Origin of the sequence: Gordonia terrae, assembly GCF_001698225.1 — a bacterium.
Classification (GTDB): domain Bacteria; phylum Actinomycetota; class Actinomycetes; order Mycobacteriales; family Mycobacteriaceae; genus Gordonia; species Gordonia terrae.
This window is the reverse complement of record NZ_CP016594.1, coordinates 4,998,382-5,017,224: the sequence shown is the minus strand read 5'-3', so window position 1 is coordinate 5,017,224 and position 18,843 is coordinate 4,998,382. Positions and strand designations below refer to the sequence as shown.

16 protein-coding genes and 1 pseudogene are annotated in these 18,843 nt (G+C 67.9%); 10 read left to right on the top strand and 7 right to left on the bottom strand.

Annotated features, from left to right (window positions below):
- Positions 1-6 precede the first annotated feature (6 nt).
- Genes BCM27_RS22225 through BCM27_RS22215 form a run of 3 tightly spaced genes read right to left on the bottom strand, consistent with a single transcriptional unit; the run spans position 7 to position 3,502 of the window.
- Complete coding sequence (locus BCM27_RS22225; protein WP_004022376.1) at positions 7-1,254, bottom strand: sulfotransferase family protein; 1,248 nt, start codon at positions 1,252-1,254, stop codon at positions 7-9.
- Complete coding sequence (locus BCM27_RS22220; RefSeq protein WP_004022375.1) at positions 1,251-2,357, bottom strand: DUF1214 domain-containing protein; 1,107 nt, start codon at positions 2,355-2,357, stop codon at positions 1,251-1,253. The genes BCM27_RS22225 and BCM27_RS22220 overlap by 4 nt, the downstream gene beginning before the upstream one ends.
- Positions 2,354-3,502, bottom strand: a complete 1,149-nt coding sequence (locus BCM27_RS22215; protein WP_004022374.1) for a hypothetical protein — start codon at positions 3,500-3,502, stop codon at positions 2,354-2,356. Before BCM27_RS22215 ends, BCM27_RS22220 begins: the two co-directional genes overlap by 4 nt.
- A 360-nt stretch (positions 3,503-3,862) precedes the next feature.
- Here BCM27_RS22215 and dnaK point away from each other — a divergent pair, with 360 nt between their 5' ends.
- The 7 genes from dnaK (at position 3,863) to BCM27_RS22180 (ending at position 11,006) form a co-directional block, all read left to right on the top strand.
- Positions 3,863-5,707, top strand: a complete 1,845-nt coding sequence (gene dnaK, locus BCM27_RS22210; protein WP_004022373.1) for a molecular chaperone DnaK — start codon at positions 3,863-3,865, stop codon at positions 5,705-5,707.
- Positions 5,704-6,351 (top strand): nucleotide exchange factor GrpE, encoded by a 648-nt coding sequence (gene grpE / locus BCM27_RS22205; RefSeq protein WP_004022372.1) that lies wholly within the window; start codon positions 5,704-5,706, stop codon positions 6,349-6,351. Before dnaK ends, grpE begins: the two co-directional genes overlap by 4 nt.
- 212 nt (positions 6,352-6,563) lie before the next feature.
- Complete coding sequence (dnaJ, locus tag BCM27_RS22200; RefSeq protein WP_004022371.1) at positions 6,564-7,766, top strand: molecular chaperone DnaJ; 1,203 nt, start codon at positions 6,564-6,566, stop codon at positions 7,764-7,766.
- Between the two features lie 3 nt (positions 7,767-7,769).
- Entirely contained in the window at positions 7,770-8,168 is a 399-nt protein-coding gene (locus BCM27_RS22195; RefSeq protein ID WP_004022370.1) for a heat shock protein transcriptional repressor HspR, read from the top strand.
- 77 nt (positions 8,169-8,245) lie between these two features.
- Positions 8,246-8,713: an SRPBCC family protein gene (locus BCM27_RS22190; protein ID WP_004022369.1), complete on the top strand. Its 468-nt coding sequence runs from the start codon at positions 8,246-8,248 to the stop codon at positions 8,711-8,713.
- A 14-nt stretch (positions 8,714-8,727) separates the two neighbouring features.
- On the top strand, positions 8,728-9,831 hold the full coding sequence (locus BCM27_RS22185; protein ID WP_004022368.1) for a hypothetical protein: 1,104 nt from the start codon (positions 8,728-8,730) through the stop codon (positions 9,829-9,831).
- A 98-nt stretch (positions 9,832-9,929) separates the two neighbouring features.
- Complete coding sequence (locus BCM27_RS22180; protein ID WP_004022367.1) at positions 9,930-11,006, top strand: hypothetical protein; 1,077 nt, start codon at positions 9,930-9,932, stop codon at positions 11,004-11,006.
- A 6-nt stretch (positions 11,007-11,012) separates the two neighbouring features.
- On the opposite strand, the pseudogene BCM27_RS22175 reads toward BCM27_RS22180, so the two are convergent.
- A pseudogene (locus BCM27_RS22175) lies at positions 11,013-12,173 on the bottom strand (FAD-binding oxidoreductase); the annotation flags it as partial.
- Between the two features lie 126 nt (positions 12,174-12,299).
- Between BCM27_RS22175 and BCM27_RS22170 the strand changes: the two are divergent.
- A complete protein-coding gene (locus tag BCM27_RS22170) occupies positions 12,300-13,433 on the top strand; it encodes an amidohydrolase family protein (RefSeq protein ID WP_033204872.1) in 1,134 nt (377 codons plus the stop codon).
- A gap of 4 nt (positions 13,434-13,437) precedes the next feature.
- On the opposite strand, the gene BCM27_RS22165 is transcribed toward BCM27_RS22170, so the two are convergent.
- The gene (locus BCM27_RS22165) at positions 13,438-14,400 is read right to left on the bottom strand and encodes a serine/threonine-protein kinase (RefSeq protein WP_004022364.1); all 963 of its coding nucleotides are present in this window, start codon (positions 14,398-14,400) and stop codon (positions 13,438-13,440) included.
- A gap of 62 nt (positions 14,401-14,462) precedes the next feature.
- The gene (locus BCM27_RS22160) at positions 14,463-14,888 is read right to left on the bottom strand and encodes a nitroreductase/quinone reductase family protein (protein ID WP_004022363.1); all 426 of its coding nucleotides are present in this window, start codon (positions 14,886-14,888) and stop codon (positions 14,463-14,465) included.
- An 85-nt stretch (positions 14,889-14,973) separates the two neighbouring features.
- Here BCM27_RS22160 and BCM27_RS22155 point away from each other — a divergent pair, with 85 nt between their 5' ends.
- Positions 14,974-16,338 (top strand): FAD-binding oxidoreductase, encoded by a 1,365-nt coding sequence (locus tag BCM27_RS22155; protein WP_004022362.1) that lies wholly within the window; start codon positions 14,974-14,976, stop codon positions 16,336-16,338.
- On the opposite strand, the gene BCM27_RS22150 is transcribed toward BCM27_RS22155, so the two are convergent.
- Positions 16,286-17,473 (bottom strand): GGDEF domain-containing protein, encoded by a 1,188-nt coding sequence (locus BCM27_RS22150; RefSeq protein ID WP_004022361.1) that lies wholly within the window; start codon positions 17,471-17,473, stop codon positions 16,286-16,288. The genes BCM27_RS22155 and BCM27_RS22150 overlap by 53 nt on opposite strands.
- Before the next feature lie 451 nt (positions 17,474-17,924).
- Here BCM27_RS22150 and BCM27_RS22145 point away from each other — a divergent pair, with 451 nt between their 5' ends.
- Entirely contained in the window at positions 17,925-18,836 is a 912-nt protein-coding gene (locus tag BCM27_RS22145; protein WP_004022360.1) for a LysR family transcriptional regulator, read from the top strand.
- Positions 18,837-18,843 lie beyond the last annotated feature (7 nt).

Here is an 18,843-nt window from a genome sequence, read left to right as displayed (position 1 = left end):
GGGTTGTCACCGCTGGACGGTCAGGGCATCGGTGTAGAACGCCATCCGTTCACGGAGTGCGTCGGGGTCGATGCCGAACTCCTCGGGTGTGTACCGGTGTCGGCCCTTGCCGTGGCGGGGTTGCGCGGCTTCGTGTTCGGCGAGCAGTGTGGCGACGTCCGGCGGGTCGATCCCGGCCGCGGCGTAGACCCGGCCGACCATGGTCGCGGGGCTCGCCACCAGGTCCCGGTAGTCGAGGTCCAGGATGGTCGCCGACGCGGCCGCGGGCGAGGACCGGAAGTCGAGTGCACGCCGGAACCACCGTTCGGACTGCTCGACCTGGAATCGTCCGACATCGTGGCCGTCCACGTCGTCGCTGTAGGTCGAGCGGTACGTCGCGAACAGGCTGGCCCCCGATGCCACGGTCTCCACGATGTCGCGGTGCAGGTGCACGATGCAGACACCGGGATACGTGGCGGCGAGGTGGCCGAGTTCTGGTGTGTGCGCGGGCGCTTTGAGCAACCAGCGTCGATCCGAACCGTCGTCGAGGATCTGCAACATGCGCCGGTGGTTGGTGTACTCGGCGGCGAAATCCTGGGTGGCGAGCCACGACGAGTACCCGTCGAGGCGCATCGTGGAGCTGAATCCCCAGTTGCGCATGGTGGTCCCCATCCCCAGAACGCACTCCTCCGGGAGGAGCGGTCCGGAGTCGTGGACGGCGGCCATGGACGGATTGAGCAGCTGAAGTGGATTCGGCTGACGCGCTTGATCTTCGACGAACCGCTCGCGCTCGTCGGGGGTCATCCGCGCGGCCCGCCAGGGAGCGTACAGTTCCAGCGGTCGCGGTGCCCGCAGGCGCGGGTCGCGGGCGAGGAGCCGGAACAGGAACGTGGTACCGGTACGCCACCCGCCGATGATCACGATGGGTGGTGCGATGGACCGCTGTGCCACTGCGGGATCGGTACGCAGCGTCTTGTCGAAGATCGAGCGGGCACGCAGCTTTCCGACGGCCGCGTCCTGGGCGTGACGGACCCCGACCGCGTTCAACCGACCGTCGGTTGCTGCCGACTCGAGATACTGCTCCAGGCCCGGCCGCCACTCGGCGGGGTCGCCCAGTCCTTCGACGCCGTGCTCGCCCGTCGCGCGTTCGACGAGCCCGTCCGCGGTCTGGGCGCCGAGCCGGTAGCGGTCGGGATGGGCCGCGCGGTCAGCCTCGGCCGAGGCGTAGATGTTCCGTGCTGTCCCGGTCCGCTCGGGCGCTGCCCAACGGGTCATGGGGCATCTCGCAATTCGTCGAGCCCGACGACCCGGGCGGAGGGGAGTGCGGGGGTGTCGGCCGGCTGCAGGAAACGCATCACGACGATGCCGAAATCCCGGCCTTCCGTGTCGATCCAGTCTCCTGCGCCGGGGTCTTCGGCGGCGACGACGAACCGATAGCGGCCGTCGACGAGGGTCGCCGTTCCGCCCGTGTACGAGACGGGGCGGTACCGGAAGTCGAGCGAGTTCAGGAATCGGCTGTAGGCGAGAATGTTCCAGTACCGGCAGTCGACGACGTCTCCCTCGATCACCAGCGCCTGCCCGGGGTCGAGCTGCCAACCGCCGCGCACGTAGTGGATGCCCGGTTCGGTGAACACCGCGCCGCCGGACATCTCCGACCAGTGCCGCATCGTGTTCGGGGGATCGTGGTCGTCCTTGGTGGACGCCTCGAAGATCGTCGGCAACATCGACGTCATGGTGCCGAGCGTGCCGAGTTGCGCGCAGAACTTCGCCGGGTCGAGCGCCGGGGGAGTGGGTGGTTCGGCGAGCGGTTCGATGGAGCACCGTCCCGCCTCGCCGCGGGAGGCGTCGTCGTGGAAGAAGCGCACCCAGATCACCGAGGACTTCTCGGGCAGATCCAGATGGTCTGCGCCGCGGTCCATCCCGGCATCACCGCCGACGAGGATCTCGAACGACCCGTCGTCGTCGAAGACGATCGTGTCGCTGTCGATCCGGGCGGTCGACTCCGAACTGATGCCGCCCGAACCGATACCTCCGGTGCGTCGGTAGGCGGTGATCGAAACGTAGACGGCGTCGCCGCGATTCCCGCGGATGCGATATGACCGATCGCTTCGCACGTCGGCGACCCAGTAGCGGAAATCCGGGTTGTCCATCAGGAACTTGTGACGCCACCCGTTGAACGACACCAGTTCGGGCCGTTCTCGGTCGACGTCGAAGCGGGACAACTGATTCGACAATCCGCGGATGAGGGCGCGATAACCATCGGCCTGTTCGAGCGGGCTGAGGCCGGCCGTGTCCGAGGCGAGCTTGTCGCCCGCGGTCCGGAGCGCATCGACCAGACCGTTCCACGCCTCGACCTCGGGCCGCGTCGAGTCGCTCACGAGAGCCGGACCCGGTCGTCGTGCTTGTAGTGCGGGCCGATGTCGTCGATGAGCACTCCCGGCTCGGCGGCCACGATCGCGGGGATCGAGTCGAGCACCGCTCGCACGGATGCCGTGGTGATCGGATTCGTGTGGCCCGCACCGACACCGAATTCCATCTGGGTGCGGATCTCGGCCGGCTCGCCGCTCACGACGAGCGTATAGGCGATCGGACTGGTGAACCCGCCGAAGGGGAGATCGTCGCCGCGGTAGACGACGTCTGCGGCGGCAAGGTACCAGCATTCCTCGTTGGTGAAGAAGTGGTGATCGCCGAGGTAGCCGCGATGGGTCAGGTGCAGTGCGGCCGCGGTTCCCTTCGTGATGGTTGTCTTGCCGACCTGGGCGTCGGCGGCGGCGGGAAGGCCCCGCAGCGACGTCTCGACGCGGACCTCGGAGCTGTCCGAACCGTAGAGCGCATGTGCGACGTTGCCGGTGAGGTCGCCGTAGTAGAGATCGCCCCCGCGGGCGACCGGCGAATCCGGGCCCAGGGAATCGAGGTCGGCGCCAAAGCCCAGTGCGCCGAGACCGCCCCACATCGAGCCCGCGCTGGTGAAGTCGACCGCCTCCACCGATCGGACGTGGCTGACCGACGACATCGCCGTGGCCATCGTCATCGCCAGCCGTTCGACGATGAACGTGGGATGGACGCCGGTCCCGTGCAGCGTCGAACCGCCCTTCTGGCATGCCTCGAGCAGCTGCTGCGGCGACTTGCGGAACGGGCTCATCCAGTTCGGCATCGACACGTTGTGATAGGCCGCGGTGGCGACCACGTTCTTCCCCGACGCGAGCAGGTCGACGACGTCGTCGTCGAGGCCCTTGAGCACCGCGGCCGGCGCAGGTGTGACCACGACACAGTCGACGTCGAGTGCCTTGATCGCGTCGCGGTCGGTGGTGGCCGGAACCCCGATGGGGTCGATGCGCACCAGCTCGCCGATGTCGCGGCCGTCCTTCTTCGGATTGTGGACGAGTGCGCCCGCGATGTCGAAGGCGGGATCGGCGACGGCGGCGCGGATGATCGCGCCCCCGACCTCACCCGGTCCCCACACGGCGATCCGTAGAGGACGTTCGGGCGAAGCGGCGTCGGGTAGTGGCGGGCGTGGCGTCATCGGCCGTCCTCGAGTCTCGTGGGGCGCCGCGTTGACGGCTGCTCCAAGTTGAATCATATGGTTCCTGTTGAAATCTGCCGCGCCGACCCCCGGGTGTCAAGGCTCGGACCGCATGAGCGGACCCCGCTCAACTTTTTTGGCCGATCCGGGAACAATCCGGCGAGGGGGCCCGTTACACACTTCGAGAAACCTGAGTGATCCAGACTCAAGTAGGTTTGACTCGGACCCGCTTTTTCAGTAGGACATGAGTCGGACGCACTGAAGTCCGGTCCCGCAGAGTTTCACCACGACATCCCCGCGGTCTCGAGACCTCGGGACAAGGACTCGGGTGCACACCCGCAAACTAGGAGGAAGCCAAACATGTCTCGTGCTGTTGGAATCGACCTCGGTACCACCAACTCGGTGGTGGCCGTGCTCGAAGGCGGCGAAGCCGCCGTCATCGCCAACGCCGAAGGCGCACGGACCACCCCGTCGGTGGTCGCGTTCGCGCGTAACGGCGAGGTGCTGGTCGGCCAGCCCGCAAAGAACCAGGCGGTCACCAACGTCGACCGCACCATCCGCTCCGTCAAGCGCCACATGGGCGAAGGCGACTGGACCGTCGAGATCGACGACAAGAAGTACACCCCGCAGGAGATCAGCGCGCGCACGCTCATGAAGCTCAAGCGCGACGCCGAGTCGTACCTGGGTGAGGACGTGACCGACGCGGTCATCACCGTCCCGGCCTACTTCAACGACGCACAGCGTCAGGCCACCAAGGAAGCCGGTCAGATCGCCGGCCTCAACGTGCTCCGCATCGTCAACGAGCCGACCGCGGCCGCCCTGGCCTACGGCCTCGACAAGGGCGAGAAGGAACAGACCATCCTGGTCTTCGACCTCGGTGGCGGTACCTTCGACGTCTCGCTGCTCGAGATCGGCGACGGCGTGGTCGAGGTTCGTGCGACCTCCGGTGACAACCACCTCGGTGGTGACGACTGGGATCAGCGCGTCGTCGACTGGCTCGTCGAGAAGTTCAAGAGCACTTCGGGCATCGACCTGACCAAGGACAAGATGGCCCTGCAGCGTCTGCGTGAGGCTGCCGAGAAGGCGAAGATCGAACTCTCGAGCTCGCAGAGCACCTCGATCAACCTGCCCTACATCACCGTCGACGCCGACAAGAACCCGCTGTTCCTCGACGAGCAGCTCTCGCGCAGCGAGTTCCAGAAGATCACCTCTGATCTGCTGGAGCGCACCCGCGCACCGTTCCAGGCCGTCATCAAGGATGCGGGCATCTCCGTCGGCGACATCGACCACGTCGTGCTCGTCGGTGGTTCGACCCGTATGCCGGCCGTCACCGATCTGGTGAAGGAACTGACCGGTGGCCGCGAGCCCAACAAGGGCGTCAACCCGGACGAGGTCGTCGCCGTCGGTGCCGCACTGCAGGCCGGTGTGCTCCGCGGTGAGGTCAAGGACGTGCTGCTGCTCGACGTCACCCCGCTGTCCCTCGGTATCGAGACCAAGGGCGGCGTGATGCACAAGCTGATCGAGCGCAACACCACCATCCCGACCAAGCGGTCGGAGACCTACACGACCGCCGAGGACAACCAGCCGTCGGTGCAGATCCAGGTCTATCAGGGTGAGCGCGAGATCGCCTCGCACAACAAGCTGCTCGGCAGCTTCGAGCTCGGCGGCATCGCCCCCGCACCGCAGGGTGTCCCGCAGATCGAGGTGACCTTCGACATCGACGCCAACGGCATCGTGCACGTCACCGCCAAGGACAAGGGCACCGGCAAGGAGAACTCGATCCGCATCCAGGACGGTTCCGGCCTGAGCAAGGACGAGATCGACCGCATGATCAAGGACGCGGAAGCTCACGCCGACGAGGACCGCAAGCGCCGCGAGGAGGCCGAGACCCGCAACCAGGCGGAGTCGCTGGTCCACCAGACCGAGAAGTTCCTCAAGGAGAACGAGGACAAGGTCCCGGCGGAGCTGAAGGAGAAGGTCGAAGCGGCCGTCGCCGGAGCGCAGGAAGCGCTCAAGGGCAACGACACCGCAGCGATCAAGTCCGCGATCGAGAAGCTGTCGGAGGAGTCGCAGGCCCTCGGCCAGGCGATCTACGCCAACGCCGCTGCCGAGTCCCCCAACGGTGAGGCCGCCGCGGCCGACAGTGACCCGGACGTCGTCGACGCCGAGGTCGTCGACGACGCGGACTCGAAGGAGAACAAGTGACCGCAGGAGCCCATTCGGCGAATGGGTCCGGCGAGGAGCCGGTGACGGTGACCGACCGTCGTCGCATCGACCCGGAAACGGGTGAGGTGCGCGACGAGCCGGCCGCCGGCCCCGGCCCGGCCGATGCCGGACCGGTCGCAGAGGAGTCCCAGACCGACGAGCAGGCCAGTGACGAGCAGCAGGCGGACGGGGCAGCCGGCGAACCGGATGCCCGGGTCGCCGAACTGACCGCCGACCTGCAGCGCGAGCGAGCCCAATTCGCCAACTTCCGGCGGCGTGCCGCCGAGGAGAAGCAGGGTTCGGTCGCCTACGGCAAGCAGATCCTGATCGACAAGCTGCTCCCGATCATCGACGACCTCGACCGTGCCCGCGAGCACGGCGACCTCGACAGCGGTCCGCTGCGTTCGGTCGCCGACAAGCTGACCGGGGTGCTGGCCGCCGAAGGTCTCGTGGCCTTCGGTGCGGCCGGTGACGAGTTCGACCCCGAACTCCACGAAGCCGTGCAGCACGACGGCACCGGGGCGCATCCGGTGATCGGATCGGTGTACCGATGCGGCTACCGCCTGGGCGAGAAGGTGATCCGCACCGCGATGGTGACGGTCACCGATCCCGCCCCTGCGGGCGACGCACCCGGTGCACAATAGAGCGACCGTCGCTCGATCCTGAGTGGGCGAACTCACCACTGATCCCTGAGGTGCGAGGAGCGCAAGCGACGAGCCACGAAGGGCGACGAACCCTTCGTGGCTCGCTTCGCTCGCACCTCAGGGAGCAGATGGTCGGCTCGCACCTCGGGGAGCGGGTGTCCCCAACTGAAAAAACCAACCCAGACAACAGAACTCAAAGGAGGTGACGTCTGGTGGCACCACAACGTGAGTGGTTAGAACACGACTTCTACAAGGACCTGGGCGTTGCTTCTGACGCTTCGGCTGAAGAGATCAAGAAGGCCTATCGCAAGCTCGCGCGCGAGCTGCACCCGGATGCCAACCCGGGTGACACCGCGGCCGAAGAGCGCTTCAAGCGGGTGTCCGAAGCCCACAGCGTGCTCGGCGACGCCGAGAAGCGCAAGGAATACGACGAGACGCGCGCCATGTTCGCCGGCGGACGATTCCGCGGCGGCGGCAACGGCTTCCCGGGCGGTTTCCCCGGCGGCGGAAACACCTACACCACCGGCGGCGGAAACGACTTCGACCTCGGCGACCTGTTCGGCGGGGCGCAGACCGGTGGCGGCGGAGGCGGTTTCGGCGACATCTTCGACGGACTGTTCAACCGCGGCGGCGGAACGCAACGTACTTCGACGGCGAGCCGCCCGCGTCGCGGCAAGGATCTCGAGACCGAGACGACGCTCTCGTTCTCCGATGCCGCGCTCGGCACGACCGTCCCACTCAGGGTGACCAGCCCGTCGCCCTGCACCACCTGCCACGGTTCGGGCGCCAAGCCCGGGACGAGTCCGCGGGTGTGCGCGAACTGCAACGGCTCCGGATTCGTGAGCCGCAATCAGGGCGCATTCGGTTTCAGTGAGCCGTGCCAGGACTGCCAGGGCACCGGTTCGCGGATCGACGATCCATGCACCGACTGCGACGGCAGCGGGGTGAAGGTCCGCGCGCGCACCATCAACGTGCGGATCCCCGCCGGCGTCGAGGACGGACAACGCATCCGGCTCGCCGGACAGGGCGAGGCCGGCCGGCGTGGCGCCCCATCGGGCGACCTCTACGTCGTCGTGCACGTGACCCCGCACAAGCAGTTCACCCGCAGCGGCAACGACCTTCGGGTGCAACTGCCGGTACGGATCTCCGAACTCGTTCTCGGAGCGACCGTCTCGGTGCCGACCCTGGAGGGATCGGTCGGGGTGAAGATCCCGCCGAACACCACCGACGGACGCACGCTGCGCGTGCGCGGTCGCGGAGTGCCCAAGCGCTCCGGCGGGGCAGGCGATCTGCTCGTCACCGTGAAGGTCGCGGTCCCGAACAAGCTGGACGAGGCCGCGGTCGAGGCGATGCGCGCCTACGACCAGGCCGAGCGGGCGAGTGGTTTCGATCCGCGGGCGGACTGGGGGCGATGAGCGATGGCCGGCCAGAAGAACTTCGACGCCGACGGCGCGACCTTTCTGATCTCGGTGGCCGCCGAACTCGCCGGTATGCACGCGCAGACCCTGCGCACCTATGACCGACTGGGTCTGGTCACCCCCCAGCGGACGAGTGGCGGCGGACGCCGCTACTCGTCCCGCGATGTCGAACTCCTGCGAGAGATCCAGCGTCTCTCGCAGGAGGAAGGCGTCAACCTCGCCGGTATCAAGCGCATCATCGACCTCAGCAATCAGGTCGAGGCGCTCCAGCACCGCGTCCGCGAACTCACCGACGAGGTGCAGGCGTCGCGGGCCCGGCGTGGTGGCGAACTCGTGCCCGTACCGCGCACCAACGCTCTCGTCGTGTGGCAGCCGCGGCGCAAGCGCACCACCGACTGACGGCCCACCGGGCCCGGCGTCCTGGTGCCCGGCCGTGGTTTCGGCGCGGGCCCGCAGAGGTGCGTAACGTTGACCGCATGGCTTCTGAACCCGTCACCACCGTCGACGCCGGGCCGCACAAGGTCTCGCGTCGGGTCGTCGTGAACGCCCCGGCCGCCGATGTGTTCGCGCTCGTGTCGAACCCGCACAGGCATCCGGAGCTCGACGGCTCGGGCACGGTGCGCGACACCCCCGTGAGCGGGCCGGAGACGCTGACCCGCGGGGCGCGTTTCAGCGTCGGGATGAAGCAGTACGGCGTGCCGTACAAGATCACCTCCACCGTCACCGACTTCGAACCCGGCCGGGTCGTCGAGTGGCAGCATCCGATGGGTCACCGCTGGCGGTGGGAGCTCGAGTCGACCTCGCCGACCACCACCGCCGTGACCGAGACCTTCGACTACTCGACGCTCCGGCTGCCGAAGATCATCGAACTCATCGGCTACGACAAGAAGAACGGCAAGGGGATCGAGAGCACCCTCCGCGCTCTCGCGGGCCGGTTCGCCTGAATCCGGAACCATCCATGGACTCTTCCGCCGGTCCGCCGCCCGGGCCGGATTCCCCGGATGAACCCGTCGTCGTCCTCGGTGTCGTCGCCGCGCCGGGCCAGGCCATCGGTCTCGCCCGCAAGCTGGTCGAGGCCGACCTGACCGACCACATCCAGACGACCTTCCCCGGCGCCCGCTGGCAGCTCGAGCTCCTCGAGGCCGGCGTCGTCCAACCACCGGCCGGTGACGCCGAGATCGTCGACGCCACCAGAGACCTTCTGCTCGAACACGAATGGGATCTGGTGCTCTGTCTGACCGACCTGCCGCTGCACGTCGGCAAACGTCCGGTCGTGGCGCATGCCAACGCGGTGCACGGCGTCGCGGTCCTCTCGGTGCCGGCACTCGGCGCGACCGGAGTACGGCAACGGGCACGCGGGACCATCATCGGACTCGTCGGGCAACTCCTCGGTGCCGACGCCGACGACCTCCGCGAACACCAGAAGTCGCCGGCGCGGTCGGCGCTCCGCCATCGCGTCCGGCAGCTCGGGACCGACGTCGACGAGGCGGGCACCGCCTTCACCGCACGTGTGCTGACCGGGAACCTGCGTCTGCTCACCGGCATGGTGCGGGCCAATCGTCCGTGGCGTCTCGCGCTCGGTCTCAGCCGAGCGCTCACCGGGGCCATCGCGGCCGGGGTCTTCGCGCTGGTGACCGCCGACATCTGGTTGCTCGCAGACACTTTCGGTGCGATCCGGCTGACCGGGGTCGCACTCGGCTCGATCGTCGCGATCACCGCGACACTCATCATCGGTGCCGACCTCTGGGAACGCGGCAGTTCGCGTCAGACGCGAGAACAGGTGGCGCTGTTCAACATCGTCACGGTCATCACGGTGGTGCTGGGCGTCGCCGCCTTCTACGCGGCGTTGTTCGTGCTGTCCGCGGTCGGGGCACTCTGCCTGGTGGTGCCGCAGGTCTTCGGTGCGACGCTCGGTCACCCGGCCGGCTTCACCGACTACCTGGAGGTGGCCTGGCTGACCTGTTCACTCGCGACCGTCGGCGGCGCGCTGGGTGCGGGCCTGGAGACCGACGAGGCGGTCCGCGACGCGGCCTACACCCAGCATCCCGCCGAGCCGATCTGAGCGGTACACCTCGCACAGCCGGGTGCACGGCGTCCGGCCCCCAGCCGCTAGGCTTGCGGGTCAGAACGCCACAGCAGGTCGGCGACGGGAGGTGAACCATGTCCGAGGTACCGGGGAACGGTCCGATGCCGGGGTTCGTGGTCCTGGGCATCTCCGTCGTCGACGATCAGATCAGCTCGGTGGTCCGCGATGCCGACGGGCACATCCTGGCGAGCAACCTGGTCGACCTCCCCGATGCGTCGGCCGCCGGTGCCGAAGCCGCGATCGTCGAACTCGTCGACTCCGTGCCCGTCGAGGTCGACCGGATCGGCATCTCGGCGTCCCGCGCCGACGTTCGCGATCATCTGGCTCGCGTCTTCGCGCCGGGCGCGGGCACCGGGCCGTCTTGGTCGGGCAAGGTCGTCGTCACCGGATACGCCGCCGCTCTCGCCGAGATCGCGTGTACCCACTCGACCCGCGGCGGGGTGGTGGCCGTCGTCGATCTTGATCGCAACGCCGCGCCCGCGGCCGGCACCACCCTCGCCACCGTCGACTCCGCGTCCGGCGCCGTCCTCGGCACCGCAGATTTCACGCCGGGCCAGGTCGCCTCAATGACCGACCCGGAGGCGGCGTCGCAGCTCGCGACGGCGGTCACCAGGCTGCCTCGCGGTCGCGACATCACCTCGGTGATCGTGGTCGGCCCCGGTGCTCAGCTCCCCGGGATCGCGCCGGCGTTCGAGTACGCGTCACAGCGGCCGGTGACGGTGGCGGACAATCCGTCGCTCGCCTCCGCACTCGGCGCTGCCGACGCCGCGGTGGTCGCGCCGGCAACCACTGCCGTCGCCGCCCGGACGTCGACCGGTCGCCGATGGTGGTTCGTCGGTGCCGCGATCGGGGCCGCCGTCTTCCTCGGTGCCGTCGGGATCACGCTGATCCTCACCGCCGAGTCGACCATCGCCGAACCGGCCCCCGTCACGGTGACCGAGACCCCCGCGGCGGTCACCTCGACCGAGCAGGCGACGGTCACCGAAACCGAGACCGAGACCAGCGTTCGTACGACGACCGTCACGCGCACCCCCCGCCCCGTCACGCGGACGGAGACGGTCACCGAGTCGGCTCCGGAGACGTACACCGTGACCGAAACCGAGACGGTCACGTCCCCGGCCGCCGGTGAGCCTAGCCTCGAGGTCCCCTGAGCGGTCCTAGAACACGGGGTCGTGCTGGATGCGGCTGGCCCGCACACCGGCGATGATGAGGGTGCGCCGGGTGTTCTCGATCATCTGTGGCGACCCTGCGATCAGCACCTGGTGGTTCTCCCAGTTGCCTGCCCGGACCACCACGTCGGCCAGTGTGCCGATCTCGTGGTCGACGCCGAGTTCGGCGGGCGTGGCCACCGCGTTGATCCACCACGGATCGGTCCGCTCCTGGGACACGGCGGTGACGCGCAGCCACGGATTGGTCGACGCGATGCGTCGCAGCACCGTCAGGTCGTACAGCTCGCCCGGGTGGCGCATCCCGTAGAAGATGTGCGTCTCCGGCGAATCCACGCGCGAGGACATCTCGATCAACAGTGCCCGCAGCGGCGCGAGTCCGGTGCCGCCGGCGACCATCAGGACTTTGCTGTCGCGGTCGACATGCAAGGTGCCGTGGCCCTGGGCCAGCGTCCACACGTCGCCGATGCTGGTCTCGCTCACGATCGCGGTGCTGACCGTTCCCCGGGGCACCGCGCGGACGTGGAACTCCAGCTCTCCCGCCGGGTTGGGCGGGATGGCGGGCGAGAGATTGCGCCACTGCTTCGGCCACTGCGGGGTGTGCACCTCGAGGTATTGCCCCGCGTTGAAGGTCAGCGGCGAATGCGCGAGGAGCCGGACGACCGCCAGGTCGCGGGTGATCCGGTACTTCTCGACGACTTCGGCGGTCCAGCGCGCGGGATGGGTCGCACTCTCGGCCGCGCCGCGCATCACCCCGGTCACCAGCATCATCGCCTGCGAGATGGTCTGCTCGGTCTCGGCGTCCCAGTATCCGGTCATGAGGCTGCCGAACTCGCCCATCAGCGCCGCGTACATCACGTGGTAATGCTCGGGTTGCACCCCGAACTTGCGATGGTCGCGTCCGAGTTGCGCGAGGAACTCCACGAGTTCGGCATGGCCGGACTCGGCCGGGATCGCTTCGAGGACATGGTCGATGACGCGATGGAAGGCGACCCGCTGGGCGGCCATCGACACACCGAACAGGTCACGCAGGTCCGGGTCGATCGCGAACATCCGGGTGTAGACGTTGGTGACGAACCGGTCGGGGTGCCGATTGACAGCCGTCCGCAGCTGATGCAGCGCATGGCGCGAATGTGTCGCCATATCGAAAAGATCACACCTCCGTCGCGGCTCGTGTCCCCACCCGGTTCAAGAGACCCACACTAGTCCTTCGACACGGCACAATTCAGGATCCGGCATCCCATGTCGGGCAGTGATGAGGTGTGGCAAGGTACGGGGATGACGTCCCTCGAAGGGGTCCTCACGGGCATCGTTGATGCCCATGTGCAGCACTGGAACCCGCGGCGTACCCCGTGGGCGGCCACGCGGGCGTCGAGGTTGTACGGATTCCTCCCCACCCTGGGTGACCGGGTGTTCCCCCTGGTGGTCTCGCGCGCCGACCGCGAGTACATCCTGACCCCGCGCACCGTCGCCCGGGCCTACGAGCCGCGGCAGTACGCCACCGACGCGGCGCTGGTCCCGACCGTGGTGGGGGTGCCGATCGACACCGTGGTCCACGTCGAGTCGCATTGGCGCCGCGAGGCCGCCGACGCCACCGAACCCCCGGTGGACAGCACCGCGGTGGAGGAGACGCGGTATCTGGAGAGTCTGCCGTTCGGTCAGGCCGGCACGCCGCGTCTCGGCGCCGTCATCTCGCACGGCGATCCGCGCACCCGGACGTTCGCGGACATGCTCGACGAGCAGTTCGCGGCGTCCCCGCGGTTCCGCGGCATCCGCATCGTCGCATCGCGGCATCCCGATCCGCGCGTGCGCGACGGCGGGGACACCGACAACCTACTGTCCTCGACGGCGTTCCTGGAGGGGTTCGCCGAACTCGCGAGCCGCGATCTCGTCTTCGAGGCGTCGGTCTACTCACACCAGCTCTACGACGTCATCCTGCTGGCCCGGGAGTATCCGGACACGACGATCATCCTCGACCACTTCGGCATACCGGCCGGGGTCTTCGGTCCTGTGGGGGTGCGCACCGGTGCGACAGCGGCTGCGCGCGCGGACATCTGGCGGTTGTGGCGGGAGCGGATGACGACGCTTGCGACCTATCGCAACGTGGTGGTCAAGCTGTCCGGCCTGGCGATGCCGATCCTCGGTTACGGTCACGAACGCTGGGGCAACATCGGCGGCCAGGCCACCCTCGCCGAGATGATCGGTCCCTTCGTCGAGCATGTCATCACCCACTTCGGGTCCGACCGCATCATGTTCGGGTCCAACTACCCGATCGATCGGCCCAACGCCGCGGTCGACGTCCTCGTGGGCGCGCTCGCCGATTGCGTCTCCCAGTGGGGCTCGGAGGCCCTGCGAAAAGTTTTCCGCGACACAGCGTTCCGCGTGTATTCCATCGACGGTCCGACGCGCTGAGCGCTCAGCGGGTCCGAGTCCACCACGTCGAGCGCCGCGCCGGCTCCGGTACGGGCACGTCGCGCATGAGCCGGGTCAGGATCTCCACCAGCGCCGTGCACGAGGGGTACCGGTCCTCGGGATTCTTCGCCAGCGCCTTGGCGAAGATCGAGTTCGTCGCCGACGGCAACCAGGGGCGGCGCCGGGTGAGTTTCGGCGGGTCGTCGTTCAGGTGCGCATGCGTGATCGCGAAGGCGGTGTTGCGCGGATACGGCGGTGTGCCGGTGATGAGTTCGACGAGGGTGCAGGCGAACGCGTAGAAATCGGTTGCCGGCGTGAGCTTCTGGGCCTGGAGGAGTTCCGGTGAGGCGTAGCCGATCGAACCCTGGACGCGTCCGTTGCGGGCGAGCGGCCGCGTGTCGTCGAGGAATTGGGCGATCCCGAAGTCCGAGAGGTAGGCATCGGGGGGATCGGCACTGCGGGGTGCGCCGTCTCCCGATCGCGGGTCGGGGGTGCGGGAGAGCAGGATGTTGGCGGGCTTGACGTCGCGGTGCAGGATGTCCTGGGCGTGCGCGTAGTCGAGTGCCCCGGCGATCTGCGTCGCCACGCGCAGGATGGTGCCCATGTCCGGTTCGTCGCCACGCTCCGGGACGAGTGCGGTCGCGGCGGGTCCGCCGATGTACTGCATGGTCAGCCACATCGACGGCAGGTGTCGTGGGCCGAGCGACCCACGCGGTGAGGCGATCTCGCCGTGCGCGAGCATACGCACGATGTGCGGGTGGTCCAGCAGTGATGCGATCCCGAACTCGCGTTCGAAGCGCTCACGGACTCGCGCGTGATCGGACGCGTTCGGGTGCAGGACCTTCAGGGCAATCGGCCCATCGCACCGATCCTGCAGATCCCGAACCCGGAACACATCCGCGCTCGCCCCGCCACCGAGCAAGTCGTCGATGGTGAAGCCGGCGACGTTCTCACCAACCTCGAACACCCCTGACAGGGTAGTTGTGCCGATCCTCGTGCGACGGGAAGTCCGGTGTCAGCGAGCCGGTGTCAGCGAGTCGGGGTCAGGCGGAAGATCGGGAATCGGCGACCCTGTGCGGTCTCGGTGTACTTCAGGAACTGCTCGGACGCCTCGATGAACTTCTGCCACGCCGGTTCCCAGTCGTCGCCCTCGACTTCGCTCACCGCGGTGTCGAGGCGCTCGACGCCGTCCTCCGACGGTGCCTCCACAGCGACCGAATCGGGGTGGGCACGGAGATTGTGCACCCAGGCGGGGGCTTTCGGTGACCCTGCGAAGGACCCGATGATCAGCCAGCTGCCGCCGTCGGGAAGCGCGAAGAGGGGATTGATCCGCGGCTCGGCGGACTTGGCGCCCAGCGTGTGCAGCAGCACGAGATTCTTGCCGAAGCCGGCGGTCTCGACATGTCCGTTGTTGGATCGGAACTCGTTGATGACGGTCGCATTGAAATCGTTCACGACGCTCATTGTCCCGGCAGGGGCCGCGTCCGGCCATGTATCAAACTGAAACCGTGGTCGTCGGCGTGGCGAATACTCTGAACGGATGAGTGCCGACCCGAGTTCGCTGGCCGCTTCCCTCCCCGACGGCATGGTGGTCACCGACGCCGACATCCTCGCCGGCTACCGGCAGGACCGCGCCGCCGACCCGACGGCGGGCACTCCGCTCGCGCTGGTGCGGCCGACGACCACCGAGCAGGTGCAGAACACCGTGCGCTGGTGCGCGGCGAACGGCGTCCCGATCATCACGCGGGGCGCCGGTACGAGCCTGTCCGGGGGATCGACGGCGGTGGACGGCGCGATCATGCTCTCCACCGAGAAGATGCGCGACATCGAGGTCGATCCGGCGACGCGGACCGCCGTCGTGCAGCCCGGCCTGTTCAACGCGGAGGTCAAGGCGGCGGCCTCGGCTCACGGGCTCTGGTATCCGCCGGACCCGTCGTCGTTCGAGATCTGCTCGATCGGCGGGAACGTTGCCACCAACGCCGGCGGACTGTGCTGCGTCAAGTACGGCGTCACCACGGACTACGTCCTGGGTCTGGAGGTGGTGCTCGCCGACGGCCGCGCGGTCCGGGTCGGGGGCAAGCAGCTCAAGGACTCCGCGGGGCTGCCGCTCACCAAATTGTTCGTCGGGAGCGAGGGACTCCTCGGGATCATCACCGAGGTGACGCTGCGACTTCTGCCGCCGCAGGGGCCGGCGAGCACCGTTGTCGGAGTCTTCTCCTCGGTGCACGAGGCCAGCCGGGCCGTTCTGGCGGTGACCGCCGAGATCCGGCCGGCGATGCTCGAGTTCATGGATTCGGTGGCCATCAACGCTGTCGAGGACCTGATGCGGATGGGCCTCGACCGGGAGGCCGGTGCGCTCCTCGTCGCCCAGTCCGACGCTCCGGGGGCCGCCGGTGCGGCCGAGGTCGAGTTCATCCAGAAGGCGTTCGAGAGCAACGGGGCGGGGGAGGTCTTCGCGACGGACGACCCCACCGAGGGGGAGGCGTTCACCGCGGCCCGCCGCGCGGCGATCCCGGCCGTGGAGAAGCTGGGATCGTTGTTGCTCGAGGACGTCGGTGTTCCGCTGCCGTCCCTGCCCGAGCTCATCGACGGGGTCGCCGAGATCGCGGCCGGCAATCGGGTCATGATCTCGGTGATCGCCCACGCCGGCGACGGCAACACCCATCCGTTGATCGTCTTCGACCCCGCCGACCCCGACGAGGCGGAACGCGCGCAGGTCGCTTTCGGTCAGATCATGGATCTCGCGATCCGTCTGGGCGGCACCATCACCGGTGAGCACGGGGTGGGACGTCTGAAGAAGGGCTGGCTGCCCGATCAGGTCGGGGCCGACGTCATGGAACTGACGGCACGGATCAAGCGGGCTCTCGACCCCGACGGTCTGCTGAATCCGGGCGTGCTCCTGTAGGCGGTCCGGAGGTCGACCGGCCCGCCACCACGTAGGTGCCGCGCCCTGCGGCCTTGGCGTCGAAGAGCGCCTCGTCGGCGACGTCGAACTCGCCCCTGATGAACGCGTCGGCGTCGTCGGAGGACATGTGGCCGCCGGGGGTGACACCGACGGCGATGCCGAGGCTGATGGAGGCCGTTGCACCGCCGCGAGTCGTGATGCGTTGGGTGCGGATGCGTTCGGCGAGAGCGCGCACCGAGCCCTCGTCCGCGAGTGTCGCGATCGCGAACTCGTCGCCGCCGAGCCGCGCGACGACTGCGTGTTCGGCCTTCGCGCCCTGCAGGATCTCCGCGACCCGCTGCAGGACGTCGTCACCGGTCGCATGCCCGTGTTCGTCGTTGATGCCCTTGAAACGATCGACATCCGCGGCGATCAGCGCGAACGGAACGGCGGGGTTGCGGCGGAGCATCGTGGTGGCCGCGTAGATGAAGCCACGACGGTTCAACAACCCGGTGAGTGAATCGGTGTTGGCCATGATGAGCTGATGTTTCAGCGATCGCTGGAAATCGGATGTGTAACTGCGATGGAGAGCCGTCGTGCCATTGGTCGCGACCAATAGTGCGAGCGAGGTGAACAGCACATTCATGAACGGGGTTCCGTCGGACCAGGAGACAATTCCCAGAGCGCACACGGTGATGCTCGAGTAGATCATGTGCGCGTATGCGACCACACTGCGTACGAAATGGGCGACGTAAGAACCGATCACCGCGAAGATGACAGCGCAGAACTGGGCCAGCACGATATCGGTGATGGCGACGAGAGCGACGGTCAGGACGGCGTCGGCCCACAGGACGAATGCGGTGTTGAATCCCCGGACCGAGGATTGTTTGGTCCACCAGATCACGCCGAGGTGAACCCGGCTGACGACGAAGGCCATCGGGATGGTCGAGGCGACGACGATCCCGAGCGCGATCGAGCGAGGAACGGAACCCTGCGTGCCGCTCGGTGTGAGGAGTGCAATCGTTCCGAGTACCCCGCACACCGCGACCAGCACGGCGATCGTGAAGCGGACATGCCACTCGCGCATACGCACTTGTTCGAGGACATGATCGGCGTCGTCGTAGAGGTCGCGGTGGCCGGAGGTCTCGTCGGACATCGGCCCGTGGCGAAGCGCCCGGAAACGTGCGGTCGGCCGCGCCTCGTTGCCCTCGCGTTCCAGGTACCCGATGGCGACGCCCTCTTTTCTCGCTCGTGATGCGCGACACGCACCCGCATGCGGCGGCGAAAATCGTCGAACGCACATTACGTAGTTTAGAGGACGATTAAAGATCGTTTCGTCCCGAATTCGGCGATATGACCCGACGGAGCGAAAGATGTAAGAATCGGCAGAATCGCCGTCGATCTGATGCGTGCTGAGACGGTCGTGCCAATCGGGCCCGATCAGCCGCTTCCTGCTGGGGTCCTCCCGTCCCCTCCGCGGGAGGGACCCCAGCAGGTAGTCCGAATGCGATCTGGCCGGCGCGAACCCGGCCTCGCAGAATTCAGCATATGGTCTCGATGGTCAACCTACAATCACATCAATCGGGATAACTGACAGGAGATGGTTGATGAATGGTCCTGGGGACCCCGGACTACGCGATATCGACCTACGGCGGCTACGAATGTTCGTCGTCGTGATGGAGGCACCGAGCCTTCGGGTCGCCGCGGATGACCTGTTCATCAGCCAGCAGGCGCTCTCCTCGGCCATCCGCGAATTGGAGCGCCACCTCGGTGTCGAGCTCTTCTCGCGGTCACGCCGAAGCCTCACGCCGACCCCCGCGGGCGAAGCGCTCTACCGCGGGGCGGTGCCGTTGCTGGCCGGTGGCGAGCAACTCGCGACCCAGGTACGGCGCGTCGACGCCGGGTCGCCGGCCCCGTTCGTCATCGGCCACGCCCCCGACCTGGCCTCCTCCGAGGTGTTCCGCATCATCGAACCGGTGGTCCTCGCCGATCCGTCGGTGCCGATCACCGTGCGGCCGGTCTTCGCGGAACTCATCCGCGACGAGTTGCTGTCCGGCGCCATCGACATGGCCCTCGGTCGTGGTGTGGCGGCGCCACCGGACATGGCCACGACCATCGCGACACAGCACGAGTTGCGCCTGGCAGTGCGCGCCGACCATCCGCTCGCGGCGCACGACCGGGTCGACATGGCCGACCTCGCCGGCTACGAGATCGTCGTGTGGGGCCCCGAGCACGAGTACGAGTACACCGACATCCTGGTCGGCATGTGCCGGCGCGCCGGCTTCGAACCGCGGATCATCCTGTCGACCTTGCTGGGCACGCCCCCGCACACCGCCGTCATCGCGCATCCCGATGCGTGTGCCTTCGTCACCAACGAACCCGGCTGGATCTACGTCAATCGCATCCGGATCGTCGAGTTCACCGACCCGCCGTTCGCGCCCGTCCGCGCCATGTGGTTGCCCAACACGTCCTCGACCCTGCGACGCCAGATCCTCGCCGCTGCCGAGAACTCGCTCTGACGTGATT

Coding starts and splice junctions, on each gene's coding strand:
- BCM27_RS22170 (WP_033204872.1), top strand. CDS start 12,300: ATGACGTCCCTCGAAGGGGTCCTCACGGGCATCGTTGATGCCCATGTG.
- BCM27_RS22150 (WP_004022361.1), bottom strand. CDS start 17,473: ATGTCCGACGAGACCTCCGGCCACCGCGACCTCTACGACGACGCCGAT.
- BCM27_RS22225 (WP_004022376.1), bottom strand. CDS start 1,254: ATGACCCGTTGGGCAGCGCCCGAGCGGACCGGGACAGCACGGAACATC.
- BCM27_RS22215 (WP_004022374.1), bottom strand. CDS start 3,502: ATGACGCCACGCCCGCCACTACCCGACGCCGCTTCGCCCGAACGTCCT.
- dnaK (WP_004022373.1), top strand. CDS start 3,863: ATGTCTCGTGCTGTTGGAATCGACCTCGGTACCACCAACTCGGTGGTG.
- BCM27_RS22155 (WP_004022362.1), top strand. CDS start 14,974: ATGAGTGCCGACCCGAGTTCGCTGGCCGCTTCCCTCCCCGACGGCATG.
- BCM27_RS22190 (WP_004022369.1), top strand. CDS start 8,246: ATGGCTTCTGAACCCGTCACCACCGTCGACGCCGGGCCGCACAAGGTC.
- BCM27_RS22145 (WP_004022360.1), top strand. CDS start 17,925: ATGAATGGTCCTGGGGACCCCGGACTACGCGATATCGACCTACGGCGG.
- BCM27_RS22195 (WP_004022370.1), top strand. CDS start 7,770: ATGGCCGGCCAGAAGAACTTCGACGCCGACGGCGCGACCTTTCTGATC.
- BCM27_RS22185 (WP_004022368.1), top strand. CDS start 8,728: ATGGACTCTTCCGCCGGTCCGCCGCCCGGGCCGGATTCCCCGGATGAA.
- BCM27_RS22180 (WP_004022367.1), top strand. CDS start 9,930: ATGTCCGAGGTACCGGGGAACGGTCCGATGCCGGGGTTCGTGGTCCTG.